General features: G+C 71.8%; 12 protein-coding genes. 5 read left to right on the forward strand and 7 right to left on the reverse strand.

The window, feature by feature from the left end; genetic code table 11:
* Position 1: 1 nt before the first annotated feature.
* Positions 2-688 (forward strand): DUF1775 domain-containing protein, encoded by a 687-nt coding sequence (locus tag BLR68_RS03300; protein ID WP_018188612.1) that lies wholly within the window; start codon positions 2-4, stop codon positions 686-688.
* Between the two features lie 52 nt (positions 689-740).
* Positions 741-2,315, forward strand: a complete 1,575-nt coding sequence (locus BLR68_RS03305; RefSeq protein ID WP_018188613.1) for a Mur ligase family protein — start codon at positions 741-743, stop codon at positions 2,313-2,315.
* A gap of 6 nt (positions 2,316-2,321) precedes the next feature.
* Here BLR68_RS03305 and dxr read toward each other — a convergent pair whose 3' ends face one another.
* The gene (gene dxr, locus BLR68_RS03310) at positions 2,322-3,404 is read right to left on the reverse strand and encodes a 1-deoxy-D-xylulose-5-phosphate reductoisomerase (protein WP_026303025.1); all 1,083 of its coding nucleotides are present in this window, start codon (positions 3,402-3,404) and stop codon (positions 2,322-2,324) included.
* Positions 3,405-3,447: 43 nt separating this feature from the next.
* A complete protein-coding gene (locus BLR68_RS03315; protein ID WP_018188615.1) occupies positions 3,448-4,407 on the reverse strand; it encodes an FKBP-type peptidyl-prolyl cis-trans isomerase in 960 nt (319 codons plus the stop codon).
* Between the two features lie 144 nt (positions 4,408-4,551).
* Between BLR68_RS03315 and BLR68_RS03320 the strand changes: the two genes are divergently transcribed.
* Complete coding sequence (locus tag BLR68_RS03320; protein WP_018188616.1) at positions 4,552-5,331, forward strand: lysophospholipid acyltransferase family protein; 780 nt, start codon at positions 4,552-4,554, stop codon at positions 5,329-5,331.
* Positions 5,332-5,355: 24 nt separating this feature from the next.
* On the opposite strand, the gene BLR68_RS03325 is transcribed toward BLR68_RS03320, so the two are convergent.
* A complete protein-coding gene (locus BLR68_RS03325; RefSeq protein ID WP_018188617.1) occupies positions 5,356-5,841 on the reverse strand; it encodes an OsmC family protein in 486 nt (161 codons plus the stop codon).
* Positions 5,842-5,901: 60 nt separating this feature from the next.
* Here BLR68_RS03325 and BLR68_RS03330 point away from each other — a divergent pair, with 60 nt between their 5' ends.
* Entirely contained in the window at positions 5,902-6,891 is a 990-nt protein-coding gene (locus tag BLR68_RS03330; protein WP_020096832.1) for an asparaginase, read from the forward strand.
* Between the two features lie 6 nt (positions 6,892-6,897).
* Here BLR68_RS03330 and BLR68_RS03335 read toward each other — a convergent pair whose 3' ends face one another.
* Positions 6,898-9,636, reverse strand: a complete 2,739-nt coding sequence (locus BLR68_RS03335; protein WP_026303026.1) for an FtsK/SpoIIIE domain-containing protein — start codon at positions 9,634-9,636, stop codon at positions 6,898-6,900.
* A gap of 66 nt (positions 9,637-9,702) precedes the next feature.
* Positions 9,703-10,521, reverse strand: a complete 819-nt coding sequence (locus BLR68_RS03340) for a PP2C family protein-serine/threonine phosphatase (protein WP_018188619.1) — start codon at positions 10,519-10,521, stop codon at positions 9,703-9,705.
* 175 nt (positions 10,522-10,696) lie between these two features.
* Here BLR68_RS03340 and BLR68_RS03345 point away from each other — a divergent pair, with 175 nt between their 5' ends.
* Positions 10,697-11,230, forward strand: a complete 534-nt coding sequence (locus tag BLR68_RS03345; protein ID WP_018188620.1) for a DUF4870 domain-containing protein — start codon at positions 10,697-10,699, stop codon at positions 11,228-11,230.
* Here the strand turns inward: BLR68_RS03345 and BLR68_RS03350 are convergent.
* Together BLR68_RS03350 and BLR68_RS03355 are read right to left on the reverse strand one after the other, a co-directional pair.
* Positions 11,220-11,984 carry a YaaA family protein gene (locus BLR68_RS03350; protein ID WP_018188621.1) on the reverse strand — a complete coding sequence of 255 codons (765 nt, stop codon included), beginning with the start codon at positions 11,982-11,984 and terminating at the stop codon, positions 11,220-11,222. The genes BLR68_RS03345 and BLR68_RS03350 overlap by 11 nt on opposite strands.
* 66 nt (positions 11,985-12,050) lie before the next feature.
* Positions 12,051-12,311: a F0F1 ATP synthase subunit epsilon gene (locus BLR68_RS03355; protein ID WP_018188622.1), complete on the reverse strand. Its 261-nt coding sequence runs from the start codon at positions 12,309-12,311 to the stop codon at positions 12,051-12,053.
* Position 12,312: the final 1 nt, after the last annotated feature.

The following is a 12,312-nucleotide window of genomic DNA, read 5'->3' on the forward strand; positions in this document are numbered from 1 at the left end:
CATGACCCTTCGTCCCGCGCGCCGTTCGGCGCTCACCCTCACCGGCCTCGCCCTCGGCGGCGCCCTCGTGCTCGCCGCTCCGCTGGCGGCATCCGCTCACGTCCACGTCCACTCCGACGATGCCTCCGCCGGCGCGACGTCGCGGCTGGAGTTCTCGTTCAGCCACGGCTGCGACGGCGCGGCGACCTCCGCGCTCGTCTTCGACATCCCCGAGGGCGTCGACAACGTCACGCCCGTCGTCGACGGCGTGTGGAAGGTCAGCCGCGTCCTCGGGCAGAACAACGTGCCCACCCAGCTGACCTACACCGCGGTCACCCCGATCGAAGACGGCTTCGCGGCCTCGGCGTCCTTCGACGCGCTCTTCTCGTCGAAGGTCGGCGGCACCGACATCGCCTTCCCCGTGACGCAGAAGTGCGTGACCGGGCAGACCGACTGGAACCAGATCGCGAAGGACGGCGAGGACCCCGAGACGCTCGAGTCGCCCGCCCCGGTCGTGGCGGTCGCGCCCGCGTCGGCGGCGACCGCGTCGGACCACGACGACGACGGCGACCACGACGAGCACGCGGCCGCGGCTCCCGCGGCGGCCGAGACCTCCACCGAACCGATCGCGACCTGGCTCGGCGGTGGTGCGCTCATCCTCGGCGCCGCCGCACTCGTCGTGGCGATCCTCAACCGCCGCCGGGCCTGACGCGCGTCCGGACCCGAGCCGGTCGGAGGCCGGGTGCGATGATGGAGGGACCATGCAGAACCCCTCCGCTTTGCCACCCGTCCTCCGGCCGTCGGATCCCCCGACCGTGCCCCTCGTCGACGTCGCAGCCCACCTGGGCATCGCGGCACGGGACGAGCTCGACGGTGTCTTCGCCCGCGGAGTGACCCTCGCCACGGCCGACCTCCGCGCCGGCGAGCTGTTCGTCGCCGTCCGCGGCGTCCACCGCCACGGCGCCGAGTTCGCGCCCGACGCGATCGCGAAGGGCGCCGTCGCCGTCGTGACGGATGCCGACGGTGCCGCCGTGCTCGCCGGCGCGGACGTCCCCGTCCTGGTGGTCGACGACCCGCGGGCGGTCCTCGGCGACCTGTCCGCCCTCGTCTACGGGACGGGAGCGGATGCCGCTCTCCCCCCGCTCCTGGCCGTCACCGGCACCAACGGCAAGACCAGCGTCACCCACCTCATGGAGGGGATGCTGCAGGGGCTCGGCGTCGTGACGGGGCTGTCCTCGACGGCCGAGCGGCACATCGCCGGCGAGGTGATCCCGTCGCGGCTGACGACCCCCGAGGCATCCGAGATGCATGCCCTCATCGGGCTCATGCGCGAGCGGAACGTCGACGCAATCCTCGTCGAGGTGAGCGCCCAGGCCCTCACCCGTCACCGAGTGGACGGGCTGCACTTCGATGTGGCCGGATTCACCAACCTGTCGCACGATCACCTCGACGACTACCGCGACATGGCCGAGTACCTCGCCGCCAAGGCCGCGCTCTTCACGCCCGCACGCGCGCGGCGGGCCGTGATCTGCGTCGATCAGCCGTCGGGCGTCGAGATCGCGGCGACCGCGGACATCCCGGTGACGACGGTCGTCACGCCGGCGATCGCGGAGGATCCGTCGGTCTCCGCCGACTGGAGGGTCGAGATCGTGTCGGAGACCCCCACGGGCACGACGGTCACCCTCGCGGGACCTGCCGGCCGGCTCACGACGACCGTCCCCGTCATCGGCCCGCACATGGCCTCGAACGCGGGACTCGCGATCGTGATGCTGCTCGAGGCGGGGTGGCAGTGGTCCGCACTCGTCGACCTCATCGACGGGGAGCGCATCGACGCCCACCTGCCCGGCCGCATCCAGCGCCTGTCGGGCGACCGGGGGCCGGCGCTGTACCTCGACTTCGGCCACTCCCCCGACGCGTTCGCCAAGACCCTCGACGCCGTGCGACGCGTCACACCCGGGCGCGTGATCATGGTGTGCGGCGCGAACGGCGATCGCGACACGACCAAGCGCGCCGACATGGGCGCGGCCGCGGCGCTCGGGAGCGACATCCTGGTCGTCACCGACCAGCATCCCCGCTCCGAGGATCCGGCGACGATCCGTCGCGCACTGATCGACGGCGCCCGCGCGTCGCGGCCCGATGCGGTCATCCACGAGGTCACCCCACCCGAGGACGCGATCGCCGCCGCCGTCTCGCTCGCGGGAGACGGGGACGCGATCCTCTGGGCTGGACCCGGCCACCAGCACTATCGCGAGATCGCCGGCATCCGCACCCCGTTCGACGCGGTCGGAGCCGCGCAGGACGCGCTGCGTCGCGGCGGCTGGCCCGTCCCCGACTGACGCGGCTCAGCGCGCGGCGATGAGCCGGTCCGCCGTGTCGCGGGCCCACCGCTCGGCGGCGGCGAGCGACTCCCGAGTCAGTTCGCTCGGGCGCTCGTGCGCGTCGACGACCCGCGCGACGGTCTCCACGATCCCGAGGAACGACAGGGCGCCCTCGTGGAAGGCGTCGACGGCCTGCTCGTTCGCGGCGTTGAACACGGCCGGATACGTGTCGCCGGCCACACCGACCTGCTTGGCGAGCGCGACGCTCGGGAAAGCATCCTCGTCGAGCGGCTCGAACGTCCAGGTCGACGCGGTCGTCCAGTCCAGCGGCTCCCCGACCCCGGCGACCCGGTGCGGCCAGTCGAGCGACAGCGAGATCGGCAGACGCATGTCGGGCGGGGACGCCTGGACGATCGTCGACCCGTCGACGAACTCGACCATCGAGTGGACGATGGACTGCGGGTGGACCGTGACGTCGATCCGGTCGTACGGGATGCCGAAGAGCAGGTGCGCCTCGATGACCTCGAGTCCCTTGTTGACGAGGGTCGCGGAGTTCGTCGTGACGACGCGGCCCATGTCCCACGTCGGGTGAGCGAGCGCTTCGCGCGGTGTGACGTCCTGCAACCGGTCGCGGGAGCGACCACGGAAGGGGCCGCCCGACGCGGTGAGGACGAGACGTCGCACCTCGGCCGCATCCCCCGCCCGCAGGCACTGCGCGATGGCGGAGTGCTCGGAGTCGACGGGGACGATCTGGTCCGGTGCCGCGAGCTTCGTTACGAGCGGCCCGCCCACGATGAGCGACTCCTTGTTGGCGAGGGCGAGGACCGCTCCGGATTCGAGGGCCGCGAGGGTCGGACCGAGACCGACGGAACCCGTGATGCCGTTGATGACCACGTCGGCCTCGACGCTGCGTACCAGGCGTTCGGCGTCGACCGCGCCGAGCGCGGTCTCGGTGACCCCGAACTCGTCGGCCTGCGCCTGCATCCCGTCGCGGTCACGACCCGCGGCGAGGCCGACGACTTCGAACCGGTCGCGGTTCGCGCGGATGACGTCGAGCGCCTGCGTCCCGATCGAACCGGTCGAGCCCAGGATCAGGATGCGTCGCATGGCCTTCACCCTACCGGCGGGCGCCGAAGCGCCCGCCGCGGGGTCATTCGGTTGCGGCGCCGGCGGTCGCCGACTGCGCTCCGAGGATGTCGACGACGAAGACCAGCGTCTCGCCCTTCAGGTCGGCCTCGTTGATCTTGCCCTCGCCGTATCCCTCGGCGGGCGGGATGACGACGAGCACCTGCGATCCGACGGTCTGACCCTCGAGCGCCTTCTGGAAGCCCTTGACGACCTGGGTCGTGGTGAGGGTCGCCGGAGTGTTCTTCTCCCAGGTGGAGTCGAACGTCTTGCCGTCCGACCAGCGCACGCCCGTGTACTGGATGAGCGTGTAGTCGCCCTGCTGGACCTTGTAGCCGTCGCCCTTCTTCAGGGTCGCGACCTCCGTCGCAGTGGGCGGGTCCTGGCCTTCGGGGATCGTGATGGTCGGGGCGCCGTTGTCGGCGAGCTTCACCTTCGGGAGTCCCGCGGGTTCGGCCTGGGGCTCGCCCCACGCTGCGGTCGGCACGGTGCCGAGCAGGTCGAGGACGTAGACCTCGGACTGGGCGGTGTCGCTCGCGGGGAAGGCGGCGACGACGCGCTCGCCGATCTTGCCGCACCCGAAGACCTGTCCGAGGACAGTTGCGGCCGACAGCTGCGAAGGCAGGAACTCGCCCGGCTTGTAGCCGACCGTCGCGAGCTCTTCGCCCGTCTTGGCGTTGTAGGCCGTCATCGCATACGAGACGAAGTCGCCCGGCTTGACGGCGTCGCCCGTGCCCTCGTCCAGGACGCTCACCTGCAGCGCCTTGGGCTCGAGCGGCTTCTCGAACGTCGCCTTGGACGGCTTGCCGACCTCGCCGTCGACCTTGACGGAATCGGAAGCCTTGCCCGGCTTGGCTTGCGCGGCGCAGAGATCGGCAGCCGCCGTTCCGGTGGGCTGCGCGGTGCCCTGGCCGGATGCGCACCCGGCCAGCAGGAGGACGGCCACGGCAGCGGCGGAAAGGGCGGCGATGGGACGAAGACGCACGAAAGAACCTCACAGAGATACGGGGTGTCCGTCCATACTCCCCCATGATCTTTTGTCCGGGGTGTGAGTCGGGCGCCGAATCCGGTCGCGACCTGCTGCTCCGTCATGTCCTGACGCGTATGGGTTTGGCAGTACCCTCTTCTGGTGACCGAAGCGCAGACTCCCCCCGAGCCCTCTGCCGAGTCATCTGTCGATGAACTCGCGCGCGCCGGGGCCCTCTACTACCTGGTCCGCTGGGGTTTCGGTCCCCTGGCGCGACTCATCTACCGGCCGCGGATCGAGGGTGTCGGGAACATCCCGCGCACGGGTCCCATCATCCTGGCCAGCAATCACCTGAGCTTCATCGACTCTTTCGTGCTCCCGTTGTTCGCGCCGCGCCCCGTGTACTTCCTCGCCAAGTCGAGCTACTTCGACGGCACCGGCCTGAAGGGCTGGTTCAGCAACCGGTTCTTCCGCGCCCTCGGCGCGACGCCCGTTCAGCGCGGTGCCGGCCAGGCCGCCCTCGATGCGCTCGATCAGCAGCGCCGCATCCTCCAGTCCGGGAAGGCCATCGCGCTTTACCCCGAGGGGACGCGGTCGTTGGACGGGCGTCTGTACAAGGGCCGCACCGGCGTCGCCTTCCTCGCTCTCGAGACGGGCGCCCCCGTCGTGCCCGTCGGCATCGTCGGCACGAACGCGGCGATGCCCGTCGGCGCCAAGTGGCCGCGCCTGTCCCCCCGGGTCACCATCCGGTACGGCGAACCCATCGACCTCTCCCACCACGGCGCGGCATCCTCCGGTCGCGCCCGCCGTCAGGCGACGGACGACATCATGACCGCGATCCACGCGCTCTCCGGTCAGGAGCTGGCCGGAGCGTACAACGAGGTCCCCGCGCAGAACCCGGTCGAGCGGCTCAAACAGGTGCTCCCGCACGAGCGACGCTGAGCGGGACCGGTCGGCGCAGCCGGGTCAGGACTCGTGAGGTGCGGCAGCAGTCACCGTCGCCTCGTGATGCACGGGGAAGTTCACGGAATTCGCGATGAAGCACCATTCGCGTGCCTGTCGGTGCGCCGCCTCCGCCGCGGGGATCATCGCAGGGTCGGCGACCGTGACCCGCGGGTGCAGGGTCACTTCGCGGAACGCTCCCCCGCCCTTCCCGTCGAGCCCCATCGTCCCGGCCGCGTCGTCCTCGTAGGACGTGACCACGACGCCCGCCGTCACGCACGCGTGCAGGTACGAGAGCAGGTGGCACTCCGACAGCGCCGCGAGCAGGAGGTCCTCGGGGTTCCAGCGCGTCGGGTCCCCGCGGAACGGCCTGTCGCTCGAGCCCAGGAGGTCGGGCTTCCCCTCGACGCGGAGGGTGACGGCCCGGTCGTAGTCGCGGTACCCGCTCGTGCCGGTACCGCGGTCGCCGGTCCACAGGGTGCTCACTCGGTAGTGGTGTTCGTCGCGCACACCGCCAGTCTCGCACCTTCGGACGGCGGTGGCCCCGAGCCCGCTGGGTAGGCTGAACGGGTGCCTGAGACCTTCGCTGTGACGGATGCCGTCGAACTCGCCGTCGTCGAACGCAGCGGATTCGTGGAATCCCGTCACGCAGGATCGGCGATCGTGCTGGATCCCGACGGCGTCGTCGTGTCGACACTGGGCGCGGTGGAGGCGCCGATCCTCCCCCGCTCGTCCCTCAAGCCGATGCAGGCGTTGGCGAGCGTCTCGGCAGGAGCCGCGCTCGAAGGCGCTCATCTCGCCGTGGCCACGGCCAGCCACTCGGGGACAGACCGTCACGTCGCGCTCGTGACGGACATCCTGAACGCCGCCGGCGTCGGCGAGGACGCGCTCCTGTGCCCGCCGGCCTGGCCCGGGGATGCGGCAGCGCGCGACGAGATGACCCGAGAGCTCATCGGCCCGCAGCGCGTGAGGATGAACTGCTCGGGAAAGCACGCGGCGATGCTGTTGGCCTGCCACGCGAACGGGTGGGACATGGCCACGTACCTCGAGCCGCAGCATCCGCTGCAGGTCCACACGCGCGAGGTGGTCGAGCGCCTCACCGGCACGAAGATCACGGCGACGGCGGTGGACGGATGCGGCGCCCCGGTGCACGCGATGACGCTCGCCGCACTGGCGCGCGCGATCCATCGCATCGGGGCGTCTTCGGAGCGCTCGCCCTTCGCCCTGCACCGGAGCGCCGGCATGCTGGTGCGCGCCGTCCGCGAGCACCCGTGGGTGATCCAGGGCCCGGGGCTGCCGGACTCGATCGTGACCGAGCGGCTCGGCGTGTTCGCCAAGCACGGTGCCGAAGGGGTCATGGCGATGGTCGCCCCCGACGGCACCACGGTCGTCCTCAAGATCCTCGACGGGAGCAACCGGGCGGGTGTCGTCACCGCCCTCACCCTGCTCGTGCGGGCGGGGGCGTTGCAGGCGGCCGACGTCGCCCGCACCCTGGGCGATCTGCCGCTGACGGTGACCGGCGGCGGCCGCGATGTCGGGGTCATCCGACCCACCGTCTGAGCCCTGTCAGCCGGCCCCCTCCCCCTCACCGGCAAGCAGCACTCGGCGCACGGGCCGGTCGGGAGAGTGCACCCAGGCCCGCGACGCCCCCGGGACGGCGAACGGCGGCAGGTCACGCGTACCGACGAGCGACCGGTACTCGGCGGCGCACGCGGCATCGATGACGAGGTCGCCGTCGGCACGCGCTGCCGCGAGCAGGCGCCACTGTGCGAGCCAGGCGTCCGGTGATCCGATCACGACACCGCCGCGGGCCAGGCGAGCCTCGCCGTCGACCGAATCGACCCGGATCCCCATCCGCTCCCACGCCTCCGTCAACCGACGCGATCGTGGCCCCGCGGGCACCACCACCGCTGCGGGACGCCGGCCCGGCTGCCACACCGGCGGCCCCTCGCTGGGCCCGTGCAACGGCAGCTCACCGGCATCCGCCACCTGGACGAGCGTGCGACCGAGCCTTCCGCGTCCGGGTGGCGGGTCCACGACGAAGTCGGCCGATTCCCCTCCCGCCGCGACATGGTCGGCGCGGGATGCCGTTGCCAGGATGAGCCGCCGAGGCACGAGCTCGAGGATCCGCCCCACGCCGCCGCCGACGCGCTGCGTCGTCAGCACGATCCGGATGCCGCGGGCCCGGGCCGCGCGCAGCGCGCTCTCCAGTGCCTCCGCCGCGACGGCGCCGTACTCCCCCGGCAGGGCCGACAGCACCACGTCGAGATCGTCGACGAGGAGCGTCGTGCCGGCCGGCATCCCCTCGATACCGGTGAGGGTGTCCCACGCTCCCTCGGGGTCCGGCGGCACCACCCGCACGGTCGACTGCGCGGCGACGGCGCGCAGGACGCCGGTCCTGCCGCTGCCGGGGCCGCCGATGACCACCAGGGCGGGATCCTCCCAGATGACCTCGCGCTGGCGCTGCTGCTCGGGCTCATCGGCGACGCCGAGCAGCACCCCGTCACGGCCCGGCGACGGCGACAGCGGAATCCGCTCGGGGAGCGCGGGAAGCCACGGGCGCCGCGCACGGTCACCACGACGGCTCTCGACCGTCTCGGCGATGACCGCGCCGTCGCACAAGGCCACCCGGACCGCCTGCGGCGCCGTGTCGCGGCTGCGGCGGACGAGTGCGGTGCCGCGCGCCTCGGGCCGCCCGGAGAGTCGACAGGCGTCGTCGACGCCCAGCACGGCGCGCGAGTCGGATCCGTCAGCCACCCGGAGCGCGATGCGGAGCGGCGCGTTGGCGAGGACCGCATCCCGGAAGACACCGTTCGCCCGCTGCGCCGCGAGGATCAGATGGATGCCGAGCGCCCGGCCGCGCGCCGCGAGGTCGCCGAACACATCGTGGAGGACGGGATGCGCAGCGACGAGCGCCGCGTATTCGTCGACGACGATCACGAGGCGGCCGAGCGCGTCGCCCGCTTCGTCGATGTCGCGGGCGCCTCGCGCGGCGAGGGTCCGCTCCCGATACCTCACCTCGGCGCGGAGGCTCTCGATCGCGCGGACGGTCGTCGGCTCGTCGAGGTCGGTCAGGACCCCCGTCACGTGCGGCAGCGACGCGAGATGGTCGAACGTCCTCCCTCCCTTGAAGTCGACGAGGAGGAGCCCCACCTGCGAAGCCGTGTGCGCGGCGCACAACGACACCACCCACGATGTGAGGAGCTCGCTCTTGCCCGCTCCGGTCATCCCGATGACGACGGCGTGCGGACCGTCATGGACCAGGTCGATCGGGAACACGGCACCGCCGGCCCCGGCGAAGGCTGCGGGAAGCGACCCCGGCCCCGCCGAGGGGGCGCTGCGCATCGCGTCGCGGAGCGTGAGCGGCAGGTCGACCGTGTTCCCCAGTGCTCGGGTCGCCCGCTCGGACAGCAGCTCCGCCGCCCGTGCCGCCTGGTGCTCCGACACGACCTCGACGGTCACGTCGCGGGATCGACCGTCGAGGTCGAGGCGTGCCGTCGTGGGGCCGGTGAGCCTGAGGACCGCCCCGCACCGCGGGGGCGGCGGGGCGCCTTCGGGGACGACGACGAGCGGGACGTCGACATCGCCGCCCACCAGACCTCCCTCTTCCAGAATCTGGAGGAGGGGTCCCACCACCGCGGCGCGGTGGGGAGCGGCATCCGTCCACGCCGGCCCGCCGTCGCCCAGCCGCACCCGACCGGGAGCCAGGCACAGGAGGATCTGCAGGGCGAGGGCGCGCGTCACGGCCGCAGCCAGTCGGGGCGGTCCGATGACGGCGACCCCGGTCGTCAGGGGGATCGGCACGGGGACGTCGCTGAGGACGCCGGCGCTGCGACGCAGCGCGGTCGCCGCGTCATCACCGTCGCCGCCCGTGACGCGGAGAGCGCTGGCGTCATCACCGGACCCGACGACCAGCATGGCCTCGCGTTCGGCCACGGAGCGCCAGATCGATTCGGGCCTCGCGAGGAACCGTTGAACGTCCGGATGCGTCGCCCACCGCTGCTCGCGTTCGTCCTCGTGTCTGCGGGCCACCTCGACCTCGGCCTGCGCGAGCTCGCGCCTGAGGGCTGCGGCATCCTTCTTCGCGGTCCGCCTCGACGTGCGCGCGGCGTCCGCGACCGAGGCCACCGCGATCAGAGGTCCGAGCGCTGCGAACAGGAGGGCGTAGGCCGATCCCGTCACCGCCCAGAGGACGACCGCGCCGATGACCGGCACGACAGCGGTCATCACCGGAAGCGGCGGACGCGGTGTCGGCGCGGGTCGACGCGGGAGGGTCAGCGGGTCATCGGGAGCGAGAGTGGACACGCATCCACTCTCGTCAGACGACACCACCCGCAGACGCGGGAGACGACGGCCTGTGGAGGGAATCGGTCAGGAGGCGACCGGGGAGGAGATCTCGACGGTCGCGGTGTCGTCGTCCGCCGAGAGGAACCGCGCACCCACGACGATGATCGAGACGTTGTCGCGGCCGCCGTTCTCGAGCGCGGCTTCGAGCATCGCGTCGACTGCGGCGGCCGGATCGTGGTGCTGCAGAAGGAAGTGGAGGATGCCGTAGTCGGTGAGTTCTTTGGTCAGCCCGTCGCTGCAGACGACGAAGCGATCGCCGTCGACCACCTCGAGACGGACGTAGTCGGGAACGACACCGTCGCTGGGTCCCACGGCACGGGTGATGACGTTCCCGTAGGGGTGGTTCTCGGCCTCTTCGGGGCTGAGGCGACCGGCGGCGATGAGTTCCTGGACCACCGAGTGGTCGGTCGTCACCTGAGCGAGGGCGCCGTCGCGGAGGAGATACACGCGCGAGTCGCCGATATTGAGAGTCACCCAGGTCGGCTCGTCACCCGTGAGGTCGAGGTAGACGCCGGTCACGGTCGTGCCGGTGCCGTCGTCCGTCGTCTCGGAATGCGACGCGATGTCATCGACCGCGCGCTCGAGGGCGTCCTCGATCACTTCGGGAGAGACGGTTCCACGATCGACCGCGGCCGACAGTCGCTCGACGGTCCGAGAGCTCGCGATCTCGCCGCCGATGTGACCGCCCATGCCGTCTGCGACGACGAAGAGGGGGAACGCGGAGAGGACGGCGTCCTGGTTGTTCTCGCGTCGCCGGCCCTGGTGGGTGACCTCGGCCCAGCGCACCTCGACGGAACCCGTGCCGGTGGTGACGACGCGGGATGAGGTGACGACTTCGGGCACGCTCCGCCTTCTTTCCTGATCGGTGCAGCGTCTTCACACTCTAGTGGACACAACCCCCGTCATCTCGCGGCACAAGCCGTTGCCCTGCACTGGTGGAGGGCACTACGGTTTCGCTGAACCGGCGCACGCGCGCCGGTCGCCGCGCCCGCGGCGACCCCGACAGGAGGACACAGCGATGTCAGATCCGAATCCCCCGCAGAACGGCGGGCCCACTCCTCCCGCTGGTGGTCCGACGCCGCCCCCCGGGCAGGCGCCCAACGACCACCCGGCACCGCCGCAGCAGCCCTACTCACCGCCACCGCAGCAGCCCTACGGGCAGCAGCCTCCGTCGCAGCCCTACGCCCAACCGGCGCCCTCGGGTCCACTTCCGCCCGACCAGGACAAGCAGTGGGCATCCTTCGCGCACTTCGGCGGCGTCATCGGATTCGTTCCCGCCCTCGTCATCTGGCTGATCTTCAAGGACCGGGGACCCCGGACGAACGCCGAAGGCAAAGAAGCGCTCAACTGGCAGATCACGTTCACGATCGCGATGGTCGCGGCCTGGATCCTCACGCTCGTGCTCGGCTGGATCCCGGTCATCGGCCTGCTGATCGGACTTCTCCCCGTCGCCCTGTGGGTCGTGAACATCGTGTTCTCGATCCTCGGCGGGGTGCGCGTCAACGCCGGCGGAAGCTACCGCTACCCGGTCACGCTCCGCCTCATCTCGTAACGGGAGGCACGACGAGCTCCAGCTCTCCGGCCCCCGATGGGCGCAGGACGATCCCCTCGTCCTGCGCCCATCGCATGAGCCCGGCCGGATCCGTGGTGTGGGGCCGGGTCGAGGCGAGGCGGCGGACCAGCTCCCCCTTCGCGTGCTTGTTGAAATGGTTGAGCGCGCGGACAGCGCCGTCGGGCCCCTCGGAGACGACCCGCACATAGGCCTGCGGGATCTCCGCCGGCACGGGCCCCAGCGTCACATACGCCTCCGACCGCAGGTCGAGCACGAACGACGGCGCCGTAGCCGCGATCGCGGCACCGACGGCATCCGCCCACACCGACCTCATCGACGGCAGACCGGGGAGGCGGATGCCGGCACCCAGCCGGTAAGCGGGAAGCGGGTCGAGTGCCCCCACGACGCCGAAGGGCGCCGAGTGGATCGCGACACGGGTCCGCAGCCACTCCCGGGCCGCGTCATCCAGGGTCGACGCGTCGAGGGCGTCGAACAGCACGCCGGTGTACCGGTCCGCGGCGGGGACCGTGGGCGAGGTCCGGAGCGCGGCGTTCACGGCGACCTCCCCCCGCTGCCGGGCGGACAACTTGAGCACCCGGGCCGCGGTGTCCTCGTCGTCACTCAGCGCGACGAGCGCATCGACCACCCGATCGCGTTCGGCGCGGAGGCCCGGGAACGAGAGAGCGTCCGCATGCCACGGCGGTCCGTCGCCGCCGGGGCGCTTCGTCTCGGATGGCGGGAGCAGGATCAGCACGACGCGACCTCCAGGGAAAAGCGCAGCGCCGCCCGGCGAACCGGGCGGCGCTGCGTGAAAGGGGTGTCAGGACTGCAGGGCTGCGTTCCCGGCCACGATGGTGAGCTCGTCGTTCTCCATCGAGAGGAAACCGTCCTCCGCCGTCGCGACGATCTTCTCGCCGTTCGACTGCGTGATGCGGACCTGTCCTTCGGCGAGGATCGCGAGCACGGGCTCGTGACCGGCCATGAAGCCGATCTCGCCCTCGACCGTCTTGGCCACGACGAGGCTCGCCTCGCCGTGCCAGACCTCCGCCTCAGCGGAGACGAGGGTGACGGTCAGCGCCATG

Source organism: Microbacterium sp. 77mftsu3.1 (assembly GCF_900100525.1).
Classification (GTDB): domain Bacteria; phylum Actinomycetota; class Actinomycetes; order Actinomycetales; family Microbacteriaceae; genus Microbacterium; species Microbacterium aquilitoris.

Coding starts and splice junctions, on each gene's coding strand:
- BLR68_RS03300 (WP_018188612.1), top strand. CDS start 2: ATGACCCTTCGTCCCGCGCGCCGTTCGGCGCTCACCCTCACCGGCCTC.
- BLR68_RS03305 (WP_018188613.1), top strand. CDS start 741: ATGCAGAACCCCTCCGCTTTGCCACCCGTCCTCCGGCCGTCGGATCCC.
- dxr (WP_026303025.1), bottom strand. CDS start 3,404: ATGCGACGCATCCTGATCCTGGGCTCGACCGGTTCGATCGGGACGCAG.
- BLR68_RS03345 (WP_018188620.1), top strand. CDS start 10,697: ATGTCAGATCCGAATCCCCCGCAGAACGGCGGGCCCACTCCTCCCGCT.
- BLR68_RS03355 (WP_018188622.1), bottom strand. CDS start 12,311: ATGGCGCTGACCGTCACCCTCGTCTCCGCTGAGGCGGAGGTCTGGCAC.